Annotated in this window: 17 protein-coding genes and 2 pseudogenes; 8 read left to right on the top strand and 11 right to left on the bottom strand. The window is 71.2% G+C overall.

Annotation, left to right across the window (positions count from 1 at the left end; genetic code table 11):
- Nucleotides 1-141 precede the first annotated feature (141 nt).
- From HJD23_RS41665 to HJD23_RS41645, 5 genes are all read left to right on the top strand, one after another.
- A complete protein-coding gene (locus HJD23_RS41665) occupies nt 142-378 on the top strand; it encodes a DUF6186 family protein (protein WP_171115998.1) in 237 nt (78 codons plus the stop codon).
- Nucleotides 379-409: 31 nt separating this feature from the next.
- The gene (locus HJD23_RS41660; RefSeq protein WP_171115996.1) at nt 410-802 is read left to right on the top strand and encodes a DUF6256 family protein; all 393 of its coding nucleotides are present in this window, start codon (nt 410-412) and stop codon (nt 800-802) included.
- Between the two features lie 200 nt (nt 803-1,002).
- Nucleotides 1,003-1,707 carry an alpha/beta hydrolase gene (locus HJD23_RS41655; RefSeq protein WP_171115994.1) on the top strand — a complete coding sequence of 235 codons (705 nt, stop codon included), beginning with the start codon at nt 1,003-1,005 and terminating at the stop codon, nt 1,705-1,707.
- Nucleotides 1,708-1,710: 3 nt separating this feature from the next.
- Nucleotides 1,711-3,108: a hypothetical protein gene (locus tag HJD23_RS41650; protein WP_171115992.1), complete on the top strand. Its 1,398-nt coding sequence runs from the start codon at nt 1,711-1,713 to the stop codon at nt 3,106-3,108.
- Nucleotides 3,109-3,110: 2 nt separating this feature from the next.
- Nucleotides 3,111-4,703 (top strand): hypothetical protein, encoded by a 1,593-nt coding sequence (locus HJD23_RS41645; protein WP_171115990.1) that lies wholly within the window; start codon nt 3,111-3,113, stop codon nt 4,701-4,703.
- Nucleotides 4,704-4,833: 130 nt separating this feature from the next.
- Here the strand turns inward: HJD23_RS41645 and mgrA are convergent, their stop codons facing one another.
- On the bottom strand, nt 4,834-5,823 hold the full coding sequence (gene mgrA, locus HJD23_RS41640) for an L-glyceraldehyde 3-phosphate reductase (protein ID WP_171115988.1): 990 nt from the start codon (nt 5,821-5,823) through the stop codon (nt 4,834-4,836).
- Nucleotides 5,824-5,939: 116 nt separating this feature from the next.
- On the opposite strand from mgrA, the gene HJD23_RS41635 reads away from it, so the two are divergent.
- A complete protein-coding gene (locus HJD23_RS41635; protein WP_171115986.1) occupies nt 5,940-6,815 on the top strand; it encodes a LysR substrate-binding domain-containing protein in 876 nt (291 codons plus the stop codon).
- Between the two features lie 53 nt (nt 6,816-6,868).
- The gene (locus HJD23_RS41630; RefSeq protein ID WP_171115984.1) at nt 6,869-7,378 is read left to right on the top strand and encodes a DinB family protein; all 510 of its coding nucleotides are present in this window, start codon (nt 6,869-6,871) and stop codon (nt 7,376-7,378) included.
- Here HJD23_RS41630 and HJD23_RS41625 read toward each other — a convergent pair.
- The 8 genes and pseudogenes from HJD23_RS41625 to HJD23_RS41595 all read right to left on the bottom strand — a co-directional run bounded on the left by HJD23_RS41625 (nt 7,366) and on the right by HJD23_RS41595 (nt 15,359).
- Entirely contained in the window at nt 7,366-8,430 is a 1,065-nt protein-coding gene (locus tag HJD23_RS41625) for an adenosine deaminase (protein ID WP_171115983.1), read from the bottom strand. The genes HJD23_RS41630 and HJD23_RS41625 overlap by 13 nt on opposite strands.
- 48 nt (nt 8,431-8,478) lie before the next feature.
- Nucleotides 8,479-8,868: a VOC family protein gene (locus tag HJD23_RS41620; RefSeq protein ID WP_171115981.1), complete on the bottom strand. Its 390-nt coding sequence runs from the start codon at nt 8,866-8,868 to the stop codon at nt 8,479-8,481.
- A gap of 86 nt (nt 8,869-8,954) precedes the next feature.
- Nucleotides 8,955-10,340, bottom strand: coding sequence for a GAF domain-containing SpoIIE family protein phosphatase (locus tag HJD23_RS41615; RefSeq protein WP_240980941.1), 1,386 nt, complete (start codon nt 10,338-10,340; stop codon nt 8,955-8,957).
- 344 nt (nt 10,341-10,684) lie between these two features.
- A complete protein-coding gene (locus HJD23_RS44850; RefSeq protein ID WP_277347788.1) occupies nt 10,685-11,602 on the bottom strand; it encodes a molybdopterin cofactor-binding domain-containing protein in 918 nt (305 codons plus the stop codon).
- Nucleotides 11,603-11,813: 211 nt separating this feature from the next.
- Nucleotides 11,814-12,815: pseudogene (locus HJD23_RS44845) on the bottom strand (molybdopterin cofactor-binding domain-containing protein); the annotation flags it as partial.
- A 104-nt stretch (nt 12,816-12,919) separates the two neighbouring features.
- A pseudogene (locus tag HJD23_RS41605) lies at nt 12,920-13,949 on the bottom strand (xanthine dehydrogenase family protein subunit M).
- A 12-nt stretch (nt 13,950-13,961) separates the two neighbouring features.
- Nucleotides 13,962-14,486 (bottom strand): (2Fe-2S)-binding protein, encoded by a 525-nt coding sequence (locus HJD23_RS41600; RefSeq protein ID WP_171115979.1) that lies wholly within the window; start codon nt 14,484-14,486, stop codon nt 13,962-13,964.
- 42 nt (nt 14,487-14,528) lie between these two features.
- Nucleotides 14,529-15,359, bottom strand: coding sequence for an alpha/beta hydrolase (locus tag HJD23_RS41595; protein WP_171115978.1), 831 nt, complete (start codon nt 15,357-15,359; stop codon nt 14,529-14,531).
- Between the two features lie 272 nt (nt 15,360-15,631).
- Between HJD23_RS41595 and sph the strand changes: the two genes are divergently transcribed.
- Nucleotides 15,632-16,654 carry a sphingomyelin phosphodiesterase gene (sph, locus tag HJD23_RS41590; RefSeq protein WP_171115976.1) on the top strand — a complete coding sequence of 341 codons (1,023 nt, stop codon included), beginning with the start codon at nt 15,632-15,634 and terminating at the stop codon, nt 16,652-16,654.
- Nucleotides 16,655-16,700: 46 nt separating this feature from the next.
- On the opposite strand, the gene HJD23_RS41585 is transcribed toward sph, so the two are convergent.
- Both HJD23_RS41585 and HJD23_RS41580 read right to left on the bottom strand, forming a co-directional pair.
- A complete protein-coding gene (locus HJD23_RS41585) occupies nt 16,701-18,110 on the bottom strand; it encodes a phospholipase (protein ID WP_171115974.1) in 1,410 nt (469 codons plus the stop codon).
- 71 nt (nt 18,111-18,181) lie between these two features.
- The gene (locus HJD23_RS41580) at nt 18,182-18,883 is read right to left on the bottom strand and encodes a chitinase (protein WP_171118963.1); all 702 of its coding nucleotides are present in this window, start codon (nt 18,881-18,883) and stop codon (nt 18,182-18,184) included.
- Nucleotides 18,884-19,089 lie beyond the last annotated feature (206 nt).

Genomic DNA, 19,089 nt, shown 5'->3' with positions numbered 1-19,089 from the left:
ACGGAGACGGTGCATCTTGCCGACGTCCACCCCATCCCGCGGCGGTCGGTGTGCCGGTCGAGGAGTTGCCGGGGAAGCTGGTGACTGCCGATGCCGATGGGGACGATCATCTGTCCGGTCGGCACATGAGTGGAGGTCGCGGTGTCGGAGCATCCGGTGATCGGATATCTCGTCTGGGCGGTGCTCTTCGGCGCCCTGTTCGCCTGGGAGGGCATCGCCCTCACACGGGCCGGTGATGCCTTCCCCACCCTGAGTGACACCCTGCGCGCCGTCATGCGCTACCCGATGGGCCGGTGGGCGCTGTTCGCGCTGTGGTTGTGGTTCGGCTGGCACGCCTTCGTCCGCGGCTGGCACTTCTTGCTGCGGGACTCCCCTTGATGGCCGGTCGATGGATCACAGGATTCGAACCGTGCTCCCCACCCACCTGAACGTCGGGGTCATGCTGTCGGGCTATCTCCTGGTCATGGGCTACCTGGCCATCGGCCTGCGCATCCGGCGCCGGCACCCGACGAATTCCGAACACATCACCGCAACGCACGGCCGACGCATGAGACATGGCTGGCCCGGACTTGTCCGCCAGTTGGTCTACACCGCGATCGGCGGGTACGCACTGCTCATGGCCGTCGTGGTCGGCTACTACTACGGCGTGGTACGCCTGGGCGGCCGGTTCCTGGCCAGTGCGTTCACCGGCAGCGCGACACTCGTGGGCATCGCGCTGCCCGTCTACTTCATCGCGTCATGGCTGGTCGAACGCCGGCACAGTCGCCGATCGGCTGACGAAGCTCGTCGACGGCCCCCATGACGCCGCCCCGGCCGCGCCTCTGGCTGGCGGAACTTCGCCGGATTCCCGACGGGCACCCTCTGCGCCGTGTCCAGATCACCCGTAACGTCGGCTGTGTGTCACGAGCGACGGGTGGCCCGCCCGGAGAACTGAGGCTCACGGGCCCAGGCTGGGCCATCGCCGCGCGCGTGTGGTGCCGTTCGCGTACGGCGCCGCCTGTCGTGCTGGTTCCCGGATTCGTGGTGTCCGGTGCGTACGCCGTACCGACGGCCGTGCGGCTGGCGGGCACCTTCCGGGTGTACGTGCCGGACCTCCCCGGTTTCGGGCGCAGCCGACCGCCGAGGCAGGCGCTGTCCGTCACCGAGCTGGCCGACTGCCTGCGGGCGTGGCTGCGGGCGGCCGGTGTGGAGGGCGGCGGCCTGCTCGCCAACTCCTTCGGCTGTCAGGTCGCCGCCGATCTGGCGGCACGGTATCCCGGAGCAGTCCGCGCCCTGGTGCTGACGTCGCCGACGGTGGACCCCGCGATACGGTCGACGGCGGGTCTGCTGCGTCCGTGGCTGAGTGAGGCGAGGACCCAGTCCTGGCAGCTGCGCCGCATCCTGGCCCGGGACTTCCTGCGGGCCGGGCCGCGGCGCTCCGTGCGGTTGTTCCGGCACGCGCTCGCCGATGCCATCGAGGACCGTCTGCCCCACGTCACGGTGCCCACGCTCGTCGTGCGGGGGACGGCCGACCCCTTCGTCTCCCCGCAGTGGGCGGCGCGGGTGGCCGACCTCGCCGGGGGTCGGCTGGTGGAGCTGGACGGCGGGCTCCACGCGATGGTCCACGAGTCTGCGGATGCTGTCGCGGAGGCGGTGCTGCCGTTCCTGACGGAACACCTCGGCGGCGAAGGCACCGGCGACACCGACCGCACCGGACGGAGGAGCTGACCGATGACGCGCGCGCCCGCCTTCCTCGCGAGCTTCGACTCCACGGCGGCGATGGTGCGCGCCACCGCCCGGTATCTGTCGGGCCGCGACTTCCCCGCCCTCGGCCTCAACCGCCTTCTGCAGCCCCCCGCCGTGCTGGTGAACGCACTGCCGCGCAGGGCCCGCGAGCTGGTGTACATCATGAGCGGCTGGGCGGAGACCGTACCGCCGCGCCGTCTCGACCGGTTCGACGCCGGGGAACTGTCCGCGTGGGCGGCCGCGCAGTATCCGGCAGGGCGCTTCCCGGCGGTCGCCATCGGTTCCTCCAACGGCGCCGCGGTTCACCTGTACACAGCGCTGGGCATCCCCTGGCTCCCCCAGACCTTCCTCGTGCCGCTCCGCCAGCGCGTCGACCCGGACGACCCCGCCGAAGCCCTGCGCGTCGCCCTGGGACCGGCCCGCACCGTGCTCGACCGCAACCCGGACATCCAGCTGCACCATATGCACGACGCGGTCCAGGACCGGCTGATGATCCGGACGATGACGTACTTCCGCGTCAAGCGGCTGCGGCTCGGACCGGCCTACGAGCGGTTCCTGAGGGACCGGCTGCCCCCCGGCGGCACCGTCTTCGTGATCGACTGTCAGCGGACCTGGCCCACGCGCAGGATCGCCGATCGCCACCTGTTCCAGCACGGCGCGGTCGGCGGCGCCACGGAGGACGAGTACCGCCATGGCGGCCCGCGTGTCGCCCACTACCTGCGGCGGTACGGCTCGGCCCGTGAGCGGTGGGAGGCGCCGGAGCCCGACGGCCGCAGCCCCGAGGCGGAGTGGGGTTTCGAACCGGCCCTGCTCGACGACATCCGGCGGGTCGCCCGGGAGTGCGGCCACCGGATCGTACGGATCGCCTTTCCCGAGCCGCAGGCCCTCAGTCCGCTGGTGGCCGACCTGTACCGGTGGTGGTACGAGCACCGCGGAATCCCCGCGAACCGGCTCCTCGTCGAGTCCTTCGTCGTCATGGAGCCGTGGTGGGCGCTGCGCACCGGGTCGGTGCCCTTCTGGATGGAGTTCAACACCGAGCCGGCGTTCGAGGCGGTGAGCGCGTACCTGGACCGGGCGGACCCCTTCGACGACATCCGGCTCACCCTGTTCAACCACGGCGTCGAATCGGTCGGCCTCGTCCCGGCCGAACAGTGGGAGACCCTCTTCTCCCGCACCCGCGCCGGAGGCGGCTGGCTCGGTGCGCGGCCCGACAGGTTCCCGCTCGACTTCGCCCACTACGCCCGCTATCACCGGGCCATCCGGCGCCTGCCCACCCGCTGTCCACTGCCCGCGCCCCTCACGCTGTCCCGGCTGGACTCCTTCCTCGCCGACCACGGGGACCGCTACCGGGTGCGCTGGGAGCACCTGCCGGGGACCGACTGAGCATGCGGGGGCCGACCCTGCCCGGACGACACCGTCCGCGAAGACCCGTACGCGACACAGCCGTACGGCCCGCGGCACTCCTCGTGCTCGCCGGCGCCGTCACGGTGCTCGCCGCGGTCGGCGTGCTGCCGCGGTGGCCCGGTCTGGTGCACCTCGTGGCCCTGCCGCCGCTGGACCTGATCGCCGACCTGCGGCTGCTCATGCGCTTCACCTCCGGGTACCCGCAGTTCCTCGCGGGTCTCGCCGCCTGCCTCGCCGTGCGCGTCACCGTGCTGGCCTTCCTGCTGGGCGGCCCCCGCGGAAAGGCACTGCGGTACGCCGCCCGCTACTACGTCCTCGTACTGCCGGGCGCGCTTGTGGCCTCGGCGCTGCTGCTCGGTGCCGGAGCCGTGCTGTTCTACGCGCTGTTCTGGTTCGGTACCGCCGCCGCCCTGCTGGTCTTCGCCCTGGGGGCCGCCGCGCCCTGGGCGGCGCCGCCCCGGCTGGCGCACGGCCTCGCGGTCACGCTCCGGCGCGGGCTCCGGCTCGGTACCGTCGGCGCCTACCTGGCCGCGCTGGCCGTCATCGGCGCGGTGGCCGACGCCACGCGGCCCGTGGGTCCCGTGCTGCTCGTCCCCCTTTCCGTCCTGCTCACGCTGGCGGCAGCCCGAGCGTTGCGCGAGGACCCCGGCTTCCGGTGGACGCGGCGTGCCGTGGCCCTCGTACCGGCCGCGGGGCTGGCCGCGCTGGTGCTCGTCGTCGCGACCGGTCCCGCCGGACCGCCACGGGCGGCGCCACCGCAGGAGCCGCGCCGCGGCTCCTTGATGCTCATGTCGGGCGTCGACTCGGCCTCCGGCACCGGCGCCATGCTCGAAATCGACCCGCACACCCTCGGCTACCGCTGCGGGCAGACCTTCTACTACTCGTACGCCGGCCCTGGCCCCGGACAGCCGCGCCGCAAGGCTCTCTGCCCCATCACCACCGGAGCGCCCTACCAACCGGAGGACACCCTGCGCCCCACCGCCGAGCTGATCTCCTTCCTGGATGCGCAGCTCGCCGGTCTGCCGCCGCCGGTCCTGCTCTCCACCCACTCCCAGGGGGTGTGGGTGGTCTGGGAAGCCGCCGCGCAGGGGCGCCTGCCCCGGGTGGAGACGCTCGTGCTGGCCGGGCCCTTCCCGGAGAACCCGGTGCCCTACCCCCCGCAGGGCGAACCGGGCCGGTCCCGCCTGGCCGCGGACGTCGCACGGCTGCTGACCGGCCTGCCCCGCCCCGGCGGTACCTCGGTGTTCCGCCCCGACTCGCCCCTCGGCCGGGAGTGGCTGGCCGACCCCACGGCGATCGAGCGCACCCTGTCCCGCCCGCTGCCGCACGGCCTGCGTGCCCTGGCCGTCCCGAGCGTCTTCGACCTGCCCCTGATGCCGAACGGCCCCCGCATCCCGTCGGCCATCAACGCCTGCCCGGTCCCGGTCATCCACCCGAACCTGCCTTACTCCCCCGAGTTCCGGCGCCTCGTCAACACCGTCGCCGACGGACACGAGCCACCCGCCACCTGCCCACCCTGGCGCACTCTGGTCGGCCCGCTCTTCCGCCCCTTCGCCGTTCCGGCCGAAGGCTGACCCGGCCTGCCCGCGCCCTGGCGCGCCGCTCCGCGCCCTGCCGTATCCCGGTGCCCCGGCCCGGGCCGGGGCACCCGTGCGGACCGCACCTGCATACGCAGGCGCGGTATCGCGGCGGGCTCGGTGTGGGTCAGGGCTGGGCGATGGCGTCGATACGAGACAGTTCCTCCGCGTCGAAGTCGAGGTTGCCGATCGCCGAGACGCTGTCCTCCAGCTGCTGGGGACTGCTCGCGCCGACCAGGGCGGAGGTCACCCGGCCGCCGCGCAGGACCCAGGCGAGGGCCATCTGGGCCAACGACTGGCCGCGGGACTTGGCGATGTCGTCGAGGGCGCGCAGCCGCCCGACCAACTCCTCGGTGAGCGCCTCGGAGTTCAGGAACGGGCTGTCGCTCGCGGCCCGCGAGTCCTCCGGGATGCCGTCGAGGTAGCGGCCGGTGAGCAGGCCCTGCTCCAGCGGCGAGTAGGCGATCGAGCCGACCTCCAGCTCGTCCAGCGCGTCCAGCAGGCCGTCCTCGGGGCGGCGGTCGAGCATGGAGTAGCGCGGCTGGTGGATGAGGAGCGGGGTGCCCAGCTCGCCCAGGATGCGGGCGGCCTCACGGGTCTGCTCCGGGGAGTAGTTGGAGACGCCGACGTAGAGCGCCTTGCCCTGCTGGACGGCCGAGTGCAGGGCGCCCATCGTCTCCTCCAGCGGGGTCTGGGGGTCCGGGCGGTGCGAGTAGAAGATGTCGACGTAGTCCAGGCCCATCCGCTTCAGGCTCTGGTCCAGCGAGGACAGCAGGTACTTGCGCGAGCCCCACTCGCCGTACGGGCCGGGCCACATCAGATAGCCGGCCTTGGTGGAGATCACCAGCTCGTCGCGGTACGGCGCGAAGTCGGCCTTGAGCGCCTCGCCGAACGCGGACTCGGCGGCGCCGGGCGGCGGACCGTAGTTGTTGGCCAGGTCGAAGTGGGTGACGCCGAGGTCGAACGCGCGGCGCAGGATGGCCCGCTGGGTCTCGACCGGCCGGTCCGGGCCGAAGTTGTGCCACAGACCGAGCGACAGCGCGGGGAGCTTGAGGCCGCTGCGTCCGGTGCGCCGGTAGGGCATGTCCGCGTAGCGGTCGGGGTGTGCCGTGTACAACGCGACTCCAGAGGGGTTGGCACGGATGGAACAGTGTGGCCCTCACTCTTTCGTGACCTGCGGGCAGTGGTCCAACAGAAGAATCCGATGGAATTCAGCGATTACGCTTCTCAGTCATGGAACTGCGCCATCTCCAGCACTTCGTCGCGGTCGCCGAGGACCAGCACTTCACCCGGGCGGCCGAACGGCTGATGGTGTCCCAGTCCGGCCTGTCCGCCTCGATCCGGGCGCTGGAGCGGGAGTTGCAGACGCCGCTGTTCGTGCGGACCACCCGCCGGGTGACGCTCACCCCGGCCGGACGGGCCCTGCTGGGCGAGGCGGAGCGGATCCTGGCGCAGGTGCGGGCGGCGCACGAGGCGGTGGCCGCGGTGCAGGGCGTACTGCGCGGCATGCTCGCGCTCGGCACCGAGCAGTGCATCGCGGGCGTCAACGTGGCACGGTTGCTCGCGGCGTTCCGGCACCGGCACCCGGATGTGGAGATCTGCCTGCGGCAGGCGGGCTCGGGCGCGCTGGCGGAGGAGGTCGCCGCCGGGCGCCTGGACCTGGCCTTCGCGGTGCGCCCACGGGAGAACACCGACCAGCTGCGCTCCGTACCGCTGACCAGCGAGCCGATGACCGTGCTGTGCCATTCGACGCACCGTCTCGCCGTCGCCGGCACGGCCGTCACGCCTCAGGAGCTGGGCGGCGAGGTGTTCGTCGACTTCCACCCCGACTGGGGGCCGCGCCGCGCCACCGACGCCGCGTTCGCGGGGGCGGGCGTACGGCGCAAGGTGGCCCTGGAGGTGAACGACGTGCACAGCCTGCTCGACCTGCTGGACGAGAACCTGGGCATCGCCGTCGTACCGCACCACTTCCGCCACAAGCGCGCCTCGCTCACCGCGCTGCCCCTCAAGGACACCGGCGAGGCGGTGTACGAGACGGTCGCCCTGCTGCCGCCCCGGGAGGCGACGAGCCCGGCGGCGCGGGCCCTGATGGCGCTCCTCGACGCCTGAAGCCCGGCGATGTGCCATCGTGCGCAGCCCGGTCATGCGCCATGGTGGGACGTATGCACGCCAAGGACATCCTCACCGACGGCTACAGCCGCATCCAGGAAGAAGTCCACGCCGCCGTGGAAGGCCTCACGGCCGACGACCTCAACGCCCGGCCCGGCCCCGCCGCCAACTCCATCGCCTGGCTGATCTGGCACCTGACCCGCGTCCAGGACGACCACATCGCCGACGCCTCCGGGCTCGACCAGGTCTGGCTGACGCAGGACTGGGAGAAGCGCTTCGGGCTCGGGCTGCCGCGCCACGACACCGGGTACGGGCACAGCTCGGCGAAGGTCGCCAAGGTGCGGGTCGACTCCCCCGAACTGCTCACCGGCTACTACGACGCCGTCCACGAGCAGACGCTCGGCTTCGTACGCGGGCTGACCGCCAAGGATCTCGAGGAGATCATCGACGACCGCTGGGATCCGCCGGTCAGCCTCGGCGTACGGCTGGTGAGCGTCCTGTCCGACGACCTTCAGCACGTCGGACAGGCCGCCTACGCACGAGGGCTGCTTCAGACCTCGTAGCCGGGCAGGATCACGTCCCGGATGAGCGCGTTCCGCTCGTCGAACGGGATGAAGGCGCTCTTGACGGCGTTCACGGTCACCGTGCGCAGATCCTCGATCGTCCAGCCCGCCTCCTCGACCAGCAGGGACATCTCGCGGGTCATGGTCGTGCCGGAGACCAGGCGGTTGTCGGTGTTGAGCGTGACGCGGAAGCCGAGGTCCTTGAGCGCCGTGATGGGGTGTTCGGCGATGGAGGTGGCGGCGCCGGTCTGGAGGTTGGAGGTCGGGCACATCTCCAGCGCGATCCGGCGGTCGCGCACCCACCCGGCGAGGCGGCCGAGCTTGCCGTCCACGATGTCGTCCGTGATCCGCACGCCGTGCCCGATGCGCTGGGCGCCGCACACCTGGAGCGCCTGGTGGATGCTGGGCAGGCCGTGCGCCTCACCGGCGTGGATGGTGAACGGCACGTTCTCGTGGCGCAGGTGCTCGAAGGCGGCCAGGTGGTCGGCGGGCGGGAAGCCGTCCTCGGCACCGGCGATGTCGAAGCCGACGACACCGGCGTCCCGGAAGGCGACGGCGAGGTCGGCGGCCTCCCGGGTGCGGTCGAACATCCGCATGCCGCACAGCAGCGTCCCCACCCGGACCGGCGTGCCGGCGGCGGCCGCCTTGGCCATGCCCGCCGCGAGCCCCTCCTGCACGGCCTCGACGACCTCGGGCAGGGTGAGCCCGCCCTTGACCATCAGCTCCGGCGCGTACCGGACCTCGCCGTACACCACACCGTCCGCCGCGAGGTCGAGGACGTACTCCTCGGCCGTGCGCAGCAGGCCCTCGCGGGTCTGCATCACGGCGAGGGTGTGTTCGAAGGTGGCGATGTAGCGGACCAGGTCGCCGGAGTTCGCGGCGTCGTAGTACCAGGCGGCCAGCGCGTCGGGGTCGGTGGTGGGCAGGGTGTGGCCGACGGTCTCCGCGAGCTCGACGACGGTGGCGGGGCGCAGGCCGCCGTCGAGGTGGTCGTGCAGGACGGCCTTGGGGAGGCGGCGGAGGGTGGCGGTTTCTACGCGCGTAGCGGTCATGGTGCGTCTTTCCTCGGGCGGGGCGTTGATACGGAGCGGAGGTGCGGGTCAGGCAGGCTGGAGCAGGTCCCACCGGTTGCCGTACAGGTCCTGGAAGACGGCGACCGTGCCGTACGGCTCGTGTCGCGGCTGCTCCAGGAAGGTCACGCCCGCGGCGAGCATCCGGGCGTGGTCGCGGGCGAAGTCGTCGGTGTGCAGGAAGAAGCCGACGCGACCGCCGGTCTGGTCACCGACCCGGGCACCCTGGGCCTCCCCCTTGGCACGGGCGAGCAGCAGGGCGGTGCCGGCGCCCACCGTCCCGGGCTCGACCACGACCCAGCGGGAGCCGTCCTCGCGGGGCGCGTCCTCGGCGAGACGGAAGCCGAGGGCCTCGGTGTAGAAGCGGATCGCCTCGTCGTAGTCGTCGACGACGAGGGTGACCAGGGCGATACGTCGCATCGGGGCCTTCCGGGAGGGCTGATTGACGGGAGAGGTTATACGTAAAACTCCACCGGCGCCAGTCGTCCGTCACGGACAGGGCCGTCTCACAGGCCACGCGCCAGCAGCAGGGTGACGTCGTCGGCCGGAGTCGTGGTCGGCAGCGTGTCGATCACCGTCGTACAGAGCTCCTCCGGGGACGAGGCGCTCCCGGCGAGGGCACGGGCCAGGCGTTCCAGGCCGACGTCGATGTCCTGACGGCGGTCCTCGACGAGCCCGTCACTGAACAGGGCGATGAGGCTGCCTGCGGGGAGATCGACTTCTGCGGGCTGGTACGGCAACATGCCGAGGCCGAGCGGAGGGCCAGGCGGCAGGTCGGGGTACGAAACGTCACCGTCCGGGCGCACGACGGCGGGCGGTGGATGCCCGGCGAGTGCCAGCGTGCACTTCCGCGTGGCGGGATCGTAGACCGCGTAGACGCAGGTGGCGCCCATGGACGGGCCCTCCGTGCCGGCGGCCTCCTCGTCCTGGGTGAGCCGGATGAACGTCCGGTCCAGCCTGGTCAGCAGCTCCCCAGGAGGCAGATCGAGATCGGCGAGCGTGCGGATGGCCGTGCGCAACCGGCCCATGGTCGCCGCGGCGTTGATGCCGTGTCCGACCACGTCGCCCACGACGAGCGCCAGACGTCCGCCGGGCAGGCCGATGACGTCGAACCAGTCACCGCCGACGCTGTCCGCGGCGTCCGCGGGTATGTAACGGGCGGCCACCTCCATGGCGGAACCGCCATCCACCCGGCCCGGCAGCAGACTGCGCTGAAGGGCGAGGGCCGTCTTCCGCTCGGCGGTGTATCTGCGGGCGTTGTCCAGACTCAGCGCGGCCCGCGCCACCAGCTCCTCGGCCAGCAGCTGATCGCTGTCATCGAAAGGCGTCCGGTTCTCCGTCCGTACGAAGACCGCCACGCCCAGGAGCACGCCGCGTGCGTGGACCGGAAGGATCAGCAGGGAGTGCATGCCGAACTCCCGGATCTTCGCGGCCCGCTCCGGGTCGTTGTCCAGCCAGGTGGCGTGGGAGACGTCGAGTACGGGCTCCAGCACGGGGCGGCCCGAGGACAGGACCTCCGTGAACGGCGATGTCTCGGGGACGTAGACGACCTCGCCCCGTGTCCACAGGGACTCCGGGACGCCGATGCGGATGGACGCTCTGCCCGCCCGGCGGAACTTGGGGATGCGTCCCTGCGAGAGCCCGAGCCGGTCCAGCGGCTCCTCTCCGAGCCGTACCGCCTCCGTCAGGTCGACGGTCACGTAGTCGGCGATCAACGGCACCGTGAAGTCGGCGAGCTCCTGCGCCGTGCGCATCACGTCCAGCGTGGTGCCGATGCGGGCGCCTGCCTCGCTCACCACGGCCAGGCGGTCCCCCGCCCATCGTCGGTCCTTGACGACCACCAGCACCATGCACACGCCCAGCGGGCGGCCGTCGGCGTCGTCCAGACGCACGAAGGAGGCCGAGAAGGCGCCGTCGCGCCGTCTGCCCGGAGCAGCCGGGACACGGTACTCGCGGCCGGTGACACATTCACCGGTGTCCGGTCACGGGCGATTCCGTCGTAGCGTTCGAGGGCGTCGTTGGACCAGATGCAGCGCAGATCGGTGTCCCAGAGGGCGACCCCCATGACCGAGTGGGTCAGCAGGGCACGCAGGGCCGCGCCGACGGCGTTCCCCTCATCCCCGATCATTGCCGCCACGTCGTCCGCTCTGCGGGCGGGGTCTGCCGATCCCATGGGGTGGTCAACCTTCAGAGTGCCCGGACTCATTCCGCGCCCTCTGGGCTGCCGACGCGCTGCTCAGAGAAGGTCCTCGATCATGATCGGCAGTTTCCGCACCCGCCGCCCGGTGGCATGATGCACGGCGTTGGCGATCGCGGCCGCCGCACCGACCTGGCCGATCTCACCGACCCCCTTGACGCCCAGGGGATTGACGATGTCGTCCTCGACCTCGATCAGCTCGACGTCGACGTCGGGGGCGTCCGCGTTGACGGGGACAAGATACTCCCCGAGGCTCGCGTTGACCCAGCGGCCGGTGTCCTGCTGCATGTGGTTGGCCTCCAGGAGGGCCTGGCCCAGGCCCCACAGCATGCCGCCCATCAGCTGGCTGCGGGCCGTCTTGGGGTTGAGTACCGGGCCGGGCGCGAAGGCCCCGGTCATGCGCCGCACCCGGACCAGGCCCAGCTCGGCGTCCACGGCGACCTCGGCGAACTGGGCGCCGAAGGTCATCATGGCGTAGGGGATGTCGTGGGCGGGCGGGTTCCACTGCCCCGCGGCCTCGGCGTCCGGCCGGAAGGTGCGCCGCAGCAGGTCGCTGTACGACTCGGAGGCGGTTCCGGCGGTCATGACGCCGTCGCGCACGACGACGTCGACCGGGTCGGCGCCGTGCAGCGGTGAACCGGGGTCACCGACGGCGCTCCTGATGAGCTGCCGGCGCAGCGCGGTGGCCGCGCTGTGCACGGCCGCGCTGATCATGCCGGCGCCCGCCGAGCCCACCGCGGCGGCGATGTTGGGCAGGTCGGTGTCTCCGTTCTCGAAGCGGCAGCGGTCCACGCTCAGTCCGAGGCCGTCCGCGGCGACCTGGGTCATCACCGTGGCCACGCCCGTGCCGAAGTCGGGGGTGGCGGCCTGGACGACCGCCGTGCCGTCGGCGTAGAGACGCGCGCGGGCGCGCTGGGGATTGGCGAGCGGGGGGACCGGGTAGCAGGCGGTGGCCATGCCGGTACCGATCAGCCAGTTCCCGTCCCTGCGGGTGCCCGGCCGGGGATCGGCGACCGGCCCAGCCGAAGCGCCGGGCACCGCGCTCGTAGCACTCCTTGAGGCCGCTGCTGGACCAGGGAAGGCCCGTCATGGCGTCGACATCGGTGTGGTTGCGCAGGCGCAGCGCGATGGGGTCGATACCGAGCTCGTGGGCGAGCTCGTCCAGCGAGCACTCCAGCGCGTACATGCCACTCGCCTCACCCGGCGCGCGCATGAAGGTGGGGGTCATGGTGTTGGCGCGGAACAACCGGTAGACGCCCTCGTAGTGGGGGCACGCGTAGATCTGCGAGGAGACGCCGACGGAAGGTTCCGCCCAGTCGTCGAAGTGGGACGTCGGCGACAGCTTGTGATGCCGTACGGCCGTCAGCCGGCCGTCGCGTGTCGCGCCGAGCGTCAGGTGCTGCTCCTGCTCCTCACGGTGGCCGACCGAGGTGAACATCTGCTCACGGGTGAGGACGAGCTTGACGGGCCTGCCGACCGCGCGGGCCGCCATCGCGGCGAGCGTCGGGTGGGCGTGGATCATGGCCTTGCAGCCGAAGCTGCCGCCGGCGTAGTGGCCGATGACCCGGATCTTCGACATCGGGACGCCGAGCAGCCGGGAGACGGTCATCTGTGTGGCGTTGACGCCCTGGGTGGCGTCGTACAGCAGCAGGTTGTCGCCGTCCCACTGGGCCGTGGTGCAGGACGGCTCGATCGGGTTGTGGTTGTTCGCCGCGTAGGTGTACGTGCCCTCCACCCGGACGTCCGCCTCCCGCAGTCCGGCCTCCACGTTCCCGCGTTCGATGCGGCCCGGTACCCAGCCGCCGAAGATCCGCTCGGGTTCGTAGGAGAGGTCGCGGCCCTGGTCGAGGGTGGTCACGGGCTGGGTCTGCGCGTAGGAGACGCGCAGCAGCCGCGCCGCGTACTGGGCCCGTTCCCAGGTGTCGGCGACGACGAGCGCGATCGGCTGGCCCGCGTAGTGCACGGTGTCGTCCTGCAGGGGGAAGAAGGTCTGCCCGGGGGCCGCCGTACCGGCGAGCGAGGGGATGAGCGGCGGCTGTTCGGCGATCTTCGGCAGCGTCTGATGGGTGAGGACCGCAAGGACGCCCTCCTCGGCCAGGGCGGCACTCGTGTCGATCCCGGTGACCCGTCCGGCGGCGATGCGGGAGCCGACCACGTACGCGTGCGCCATGGCCGGCAGGGGAATCTCGGCGGAGTACCGCGCGCTCCCACTGACCTTGGCGGGGCCGTCGACACGGTCGAGCGGCTGTCCGACCGCGGACGGGACGGTCGCGGTCATGACGGGCTCCCGATCCCGGGCCGGGGTGCGGGCCCCGTGCCCGTTCCGTCGCTGAGCATGTCCAGGGCACGGATGATGGCGCGCTGGGCGAGTTCCACCTTGAAGGCGTTCATGGGGGTCGGCCGGGCGTCGGCCATCTCCACGCGGGCGGCCATGGCGAAGTCGTCGCGCCGGACGGCCGCTCCGACGAGGAAGTCCTCGGCACGCCTGGCCCGCCAGGGCTTGGTGGCCACGCCACCCAGCGCCATCCTCACCTCCGCGATCGTGCCGTCCATCACGGACAGCGCCCCCGCGACCGAGACGAGCGCGAACTCGTACGACTCGCGGTCCCGGACCTTCAGATAGAGGGAGTGACGCGCCACAGGTACGGCGGGCACCTCGATCCCGGTGATCAACTCACCGTGCTCCAAGGGGTGTTCGCGGTGCGGGGAGTCACCGGGGAGGAGGAAGAAGTCGTCGATGGCATGGGTCCGTTCGCCGTTCGGGCCCAGGGTGTGCACGCGCGCGTCGAGCGCGACCAGGGCGACGGCCACGTCCGAGGGGTGGGTGGCGATGCAGTGGTCGCTGGTGCCGAGTACCGCGTGACCGCGGCTGAAGCCCTCGATGGCCGAGCAGCCGGTGCCGGGTTCACGCTTGTTGCACGGGGACTCGGCGTCACGGAAGTACGAACAGCGCACGCGTTGCAGCAGGTTGCCCCCCATGGATGCCATGTTGCGCAGCTGCGCGGACGCTCCCAGCTCCAGTGCCTGCGCGATCAGCGGAAACCGCTCGCGTACGACGGGGGCGGCCGCGACGTCGCTCATCCGGTTCCAGGGCGCCGATGTGCAGGCCGCCTTCCGGGGTGCCCTCGATGCCGGCCAGGGGGAGGTCGTTGATGTCGACGAGCCGTCGGGGGTTCAGCACGTCCTGGCGGAGCAGGTCGACCTCGGTGGTGCCCCCGGCGAGGAAGTCGCTGGTGGGATCCGTGCTCACGGCCGCGACGGCAGTCGCCGTGTCGGTCGCGCGGAGGTAGGTGATGGGCCGCACGAGGGCGCCTCCCTACGTCTGGTCGCGGACGGCGCGGATGGCAGCCCGGATGTGCGGATAGGCGGCGCAGCGGCAGATGTTGCCGCTCATCCACTCCTTGATCTCGGCGTCGTCCCCGGCATGCCCTTCCGCGATCAGTGCCACGGCGGACATGATCTGGCCGGGTGTGCAGTAGCCGCACTGGAAGGCGTCCTGCTCGACGAAGGCCTGCTGCATCGGGTGCGGTTCCCCGTCCCGGGAGAGTCCCTCGACAGTGGTGATCTCGTGGCCTTCGCAGCTCATCGCCAGCGTGAGACAGGCCAGCACGCGCCGTCCGTCGGCCCATACGGTGCAGGCCCCGCAGGTGCCCTGGTCACAGCCCTTTTTCGCGCCTGTCAGGTCGAGGCGCTCCCGGAGCGCGTCCAGCAGGCTGACGCGCGGCTCGATGTCGAGGGTGTGCTCGGTGCTGTTGACCGACAGTCTGACCCGCACCGGCCCGGGGCCTCGTTCCGCCCGTGCGATGCCTGGTTCGGTAAGGGCCGGGCCGGGAGTGGACATGGCTCACCTCCAGAGAAGGCACTTGATCGGCGTACCCGTGGGCTAGGAGTTCACGAACTCCAGGAGGTCGGGGTTGAGGACCTCCGGATGGGTCGAGAGCATGCCGTGCGGGAGCCCTTCGTACGACTTCAGGGTGCCGTGCTTCAGAAGTTGGACCGACAGCGGCGCGGAGTCCGCGTAGGGCACGACCTGGTCGTCGGTGCCGTGCGCGACGAGGACGGGCACGTCGATCTGCTGGAGGTCCTCGGTGAAGTCGGTCTCGGAGAACGCCTTGATGCACTCGTAGTGGGCGTTGGCCGCGCCCATCATCCCCTGCCGCCACCAGTTGTCGATCAGACCCTGTGACACCTCGGCGCCGTCCCGGTTGAATCCGTAGAAGGGCCCCGACGGAATGTCGATGTAGAACTGCGCGCGGTTGGCGGCGAGGGATACGCGGAATTCGTCGAAGACCTCGATCGGCGTACCGCCCGGGTTGCTCTCGGACTTGACCATGACCGGCGGAACCGCACCGACGAGCACGGCCTTTGCGACACGCCCCGGCTTGGCCCGCGCCACATAGCGCGCGACCTCGCCGCCACCGGTCGAGTGCCCGATGTGCACGGCACCCTGCAGGTCGAGCGCGTCGGTCAGCGCGGCGACGTCCGCGGCGTAGGTGTCCATCTCGTGGCCCGTGGTGGGCTGGCCGGATCGCCCGTGTCCACGCCGGTCGTGGGCGATCACCCGGCAGCCGTGGGCGAGGAAGAACAACATCTGGTTGTCCCAGTCGTCGGCAGTCAGCGGCCAGCCGTGGTGGAAGACGATCGGTTGCCCGTCGCGCGGGCCCCAGTCCTTGTAGAAGATGGTCGTGCCGTCGGAGGTGGTGACCGTGCCCATTGCTGATCCTTCTGCTGGAGAGGCCGAAGCGGCTGGGTCGTGCGAGGGTCGCTGATCGACAGCAGGGGCTGACGGAACCCAGCCATCCATACGGAAGCGCTGGATCGCAGCCGGAGGCAGCCGCCGGACCCATGCAGCCACGTTACGCCCATGTCCGACATACCTCATTTTGTACGGCTGGTCCGAGCCGGGCGGTCCGAGCCCCTTGCATACGCCCACCCGCCATCCGTCCCGTGCACGGGTGTTACCTGGGAGTAACTCCAGATGGTTTGATGTGCGGCGCCACTCACCCCTTTCACCCGCAGGGAGATCCAGTGACGCTCTCCGGACCGCGCCGCACTCATGGCGCCGTCGTGCTTGCGTTCTCGCTCGCCGCCGTCGGGCTCGCGGGCTCGGCGCCCACCGCGTCGGCCGCCGAGCAGGCTCCGTCGCTCAAGGTGCTGTCGTACAACGTCTTCCTGTTCAGCAAGACCCTGTACCCGAACTGGGGCCAGGACCACCGGGCCTCGGAGATCGCGAAGGCGGCCTTCTTCCGCGGGAACGACGTCGTGGTCGTGCAGGAGGCGTTCGACAACTCCTCTTCGGACGCGCTGAAGAGCGCCGTGGCCGGCGAGTACCCGTACCAGACGCCGGTGGTGGGGCGGAGCAAGAGCGGCTGGGACGCCACCGGCGGGGCGTACTCGGCGACGACGCCCGAGGACGGCGGGGTCACGATCCTCAGCAAGTGGCCGATCCTGCGCAAGGAGCAGTGGGTCTACAAGAACGCGTGCGGGGCCGACTGGTGGTCCAACAAGGGCTTCGCGTACGTTGTCCTGAACGTGAACGGCACCAGGGTGCACGTGCTCGGCACGCACGCCCAGTCGACCGACCCGGGCTGTGACGCGGGCGAGGCGGCCGCTGTGCGCAGCCGGCAGTTCAGGACGATCGACGCGTTCCTGGACGGCAGGAACATCCCGGCGGGCGAGCAGGTGCTGGTCGCCGGTGATCTCAACGTCGACTCACGCAGTGCCGAGCACGCCTCGATGCTCGGCGACGCCGGGCTGGTGGACAGCGACGCGCGCACCGGGCACCCGTACTCCTTCGACACCCAGGAGAACTCCATCGCGCGGGACCGGTATCCCGACGACCCGCGCGAGGACCTCGACCACGTGCTCCACCGGGCGGGGCACGTGCGGCCGGCGGTCTGGAAGAACGAGGTCGTCAAGGAGCAGAGCGCGCCCTGGACGGTGACGAGCTGGGGTACCGACTACACGTACACCAATCTCTCCGACCACTACCCGGTGATCGGGTACTGAGCCGAGCCACGTGGGCCCCGGGTGGCCGGGGCCCACCTCCTGGGCGTTACGGATACGTGTAGGTGTTCAGGGCGTTCACCGCGGACGCGGTGTCGCCGAGCTCGTAGCGGTCCACCGCGAGGAAGTTGGGCTTCTTGCGGGCGGCCGACTGGCAGAAGCGGCGGGCGCGGTCGGCGAGTTTGGTGTTGTCCGTGCGGACCGTGGCGGTGATCGGGACGTCACGGAAGTGGTTCATCACGAACAGCGGGCGGAAGCCGGGCTCGGTGCGGGTCAGCGGGATGTTGGTGCCCGCGTCGTACCAGCGGCTGTAGCAGGACCAGTCGGAGGAGCCGATGCCCGAGCCCATGGACCAGTAGTTCTCGACGGTCCACTCCCGCTGGTACATCACGCCGAAGCTGTCCCGGGTCAGGCCCGCGGACCGGTCGGCGGAGCGGCTGTGGTCGGTGAAGATCAGCAGCCGGTCGTTCGCGGCGATCAGGTCGGCGAGCCGGGGCCAGCCGTTCTGGCGGACGCCCGTGAGGTCGGGGCGGTACAGGACGTCGTCCAGGCCGTTCACGCGGGCGAGTTCGGCGCGCAGGACCCCCGGGTCGACGTAGTCCTCCAGGAAGACGGTGATGAACTGGTCGGGGTGGGTCTGAAGGAAGTCAACGATCCGCTGGAGGTCGACCCACAGGGCGACCGGCCTGCTGACCAGCGTGCAGCTGTTGTGGCAGAGGATCGCGCCGTCGGGGGTCTGGTGGATGTCCAGCATGAATCCCCGGACGCCGTCGGCGAGTTGCTGGGTGATGCCGCGCGACTGGTTCGGAACCAGATTCACGAAGGGCGGGGCGAAGCCGCCGTCGACGCCGTTGGCGTAGGCGTTGTGCGAGGTGAGGAACGTGACCTGGTCCAGGGTGCGTTGGTCCTGGGGCGGCATGGGGCTGGTGGCCGGGGTGACGGGGGTGAGGTACCAGGAGGCGAGGGTGCCGGGGGCGCCGGGGGCGCCGGGGGCGCCGGGGGCGCCGGGGGCGCCGACAGCCAGCTGTGCCGCGTAGTTGGCGCCGGAGGGTTTGGGTGCGAGTGTGAGGTGGCGGTCGGTGCCGGGGGCCTTGAGCGTGTACTGGTCGGCGCCGGTGGACGTGATCTCCCAGGCCGCGTCGGCGCTCGTGCAGGCGACGGTCCGCGCCTGGTCGCCCGAGCGGCCGAGGCAGTTGCCGGTGGCGTCCGTGCTTTCGAGTACGTACGAGGATCCACTCGGCCGCAGGTTCCACTGCTGGCGGCCCTCGTTGCCCTTGGGTCTGTGCTGTTCGACCGCGCCTTGGTTGTCGGCCGCGTTGAGACCCGTGACGGCGCTCTGCACGTAGTACGCGCCGGGAGCCGGGGCCGCCGCCGCGGCCCCGGCCGGGGGCGAGGGCGCCACGACCGCGGCGGCCAGCGCGGCGGTCGTGGCGAGCAGGGCGTGGGGGGTGCGACGCATGACGATGCCCTTCGTCCGCAGGGGTGATGGTGGACAGTCAGGTGCATGACACCATGCCCCGCGAACCGGCGTCAGCAGTAGAGGTTGCCGCCCGGTGAAACCCCGAGGATCTGCGTGAACCGCTGGTAGTTGTTCACCCGGCTCTGCACCTGCGCGGGGTTCTTGCCGTCGCACTCCAGGGCGCCGTTGATACTGCGGATGGCCTGACCGAAGCCCGCGCCGTTGACCATGGCGTTGTGGCCGGTCATGGTGCCGGGACCGGTCTGGGTGTTCCAGTACCACAGGCCCGTCTTCCAGGCGACCGAGGCGTTGTTCTGCACCATCCAGGGGTTGTTGAGGAGGTTGAGGCCGAGCGCGTCACCCGCCGCCTTGTAGTTGAAGTTCCAGCTCAGCTGGATGGGGCCGCGCCCGTAGTAGGCGGCCTGACCGGCCGGGCAGCCGTACGGGCGGCTCCAGTCGCAGTAGTGCGGGTAGTTGGCCTGGTTCTGCTCGACGATGTGCACCAGGCCGCCGGTCTCGTGGCCGACGTTGGCGAGGAAGGCCGCGGCCTCCTGCTTCTTCACGGTGTCGCTGCCCGTGTTCGCGAAGCCGGGGTACGCGCTGAGGGCGGCGGTGAGACCGCTGTAGGTGTAGAACGAGTTCCGGTTCGGGAACATCTGGTTGAACTGCGCCTCGCTGACCACGAATCCGGCTGCGGACGCGGTGGGAGCCGGCTGGAGGGCCAGGGCGGCGCCCGCGAGGGCGAGCGAGCTCAAGAGTGCGGAGATGCGCATACGACGCCTCGACACAGGTTCAGCTCCTTTGCGGTACACGGCCGCTCCCGGGGGAGGGACGGCGGGGGCGGCCGTGGTGGGGGGTTGGACCGACACTCAACCGCGTTGGTCTGTACCAGTCAAGGGTTTAGACCAGTCGAACCGTCCGGGATTTCGGACGAGTTGGGGCATGCGTCGGCCGTGGCCCATGGCGCCGTCGGTGCGAC

The organism is Streptomyces sp. Z423-1, from assembly GCF_013009255.1.
In the GTDB taxonomy this organism is placed as follows: Bacteria; Actinomycetota; Actinomycetes; order Streptomycetales; family Streptomycetaceae; genus Streptomyces; species Streptomyces gossypiisoli.
This window is presented reverse-complemented; position numbering and strand designations above follow the sequence as displayed.

Bases quoted from the DNA above. Each gene is read 5' to 3' on its own strand.
- sph (WP_171115976.1), top strand. From the start codon at position 15,632: ATGTGCGGCGCCACTCACCCCTTTCACCCGCAGGGAGATCCAGTGACG.
- HJD23_RS41645 (WP_171115990.1), top strand. From the start codon at position 3,111: ATGCGGGGGCCGACCCTGCCCGGACGACACCGTCCGCGAAGACCCGTA.
- HJD23_RS41595 (WP_171115978.1), bottom strand. From the start codon at position 15,359: ATGGGCACGGTCACCACCTCCGACGGCACGACCATCTTCTACAAGGAC.
- HJD23_RS41580 (WP_171118963.1), bottom strand. From the start codon at position 18,883: ATGCGCATCTCCGCACTCTTGAGCTCGCTCGCCCTCGCGGGCGCCGCC.
- HJD23_RS44850 (WP_277347788.1), bottom strand. From the start codon at position 11,602: ATGGCCACCGCCTGCTACCCGGTCCCCCCGCTCGCCAATCCCCAGCGC.
- HJD23_RS41585 (WP_171115974.1), bottom strand. From the start codon at position 18,110: ATGCGTCGCACCCCCCACGCCCTGCTCGCCACGACCGCCGCGCTGGCC.
- HJD23_RS41635 (WP_171115986.1), top strand. From the start codon at position 5,940: ATGGAACTGCGCCATCTCCAGCACTTCGTCGCGGTCGCCGAGGACCAG.
- HJD23_RS41600 (WP_171115979.1), bottom strand. From the start codon at position 14,486: ATGTCCACTCCCGGCCCGGCCCTTACCGAACCAGGCATCGCACGGGCG.
- HJD23_RS41625 (WP_171115983.1), bottom strand. From the start codon at position 8,430: ATGACCGCTACGCGCGTAGAAACCGCCACCCTCCGCCGCCTCCCCAAG.
- HJD23_RS41650 (WP_171115992.1), top strand. From the start codon at position 1,711: ATGACGCGCGCGCCCGCCTTCCTCGCGAGCTTCGACTCCACGGCGGCG.
- HJD23_RS41620 (WP_171115981.1), bottom strand. From the start codon at position 8,868: ATGCGACGTATCGCCCTGGTCACCCTCGTCGTCGACGACTACGACGAG.
- HJD23_RS41630 (WP_171115984.1), top strand. From the start codon at position 6,869: ATGCACGCCAAGGACATCCTCACCGACGGCTACAGCCGCATCCAGGAA.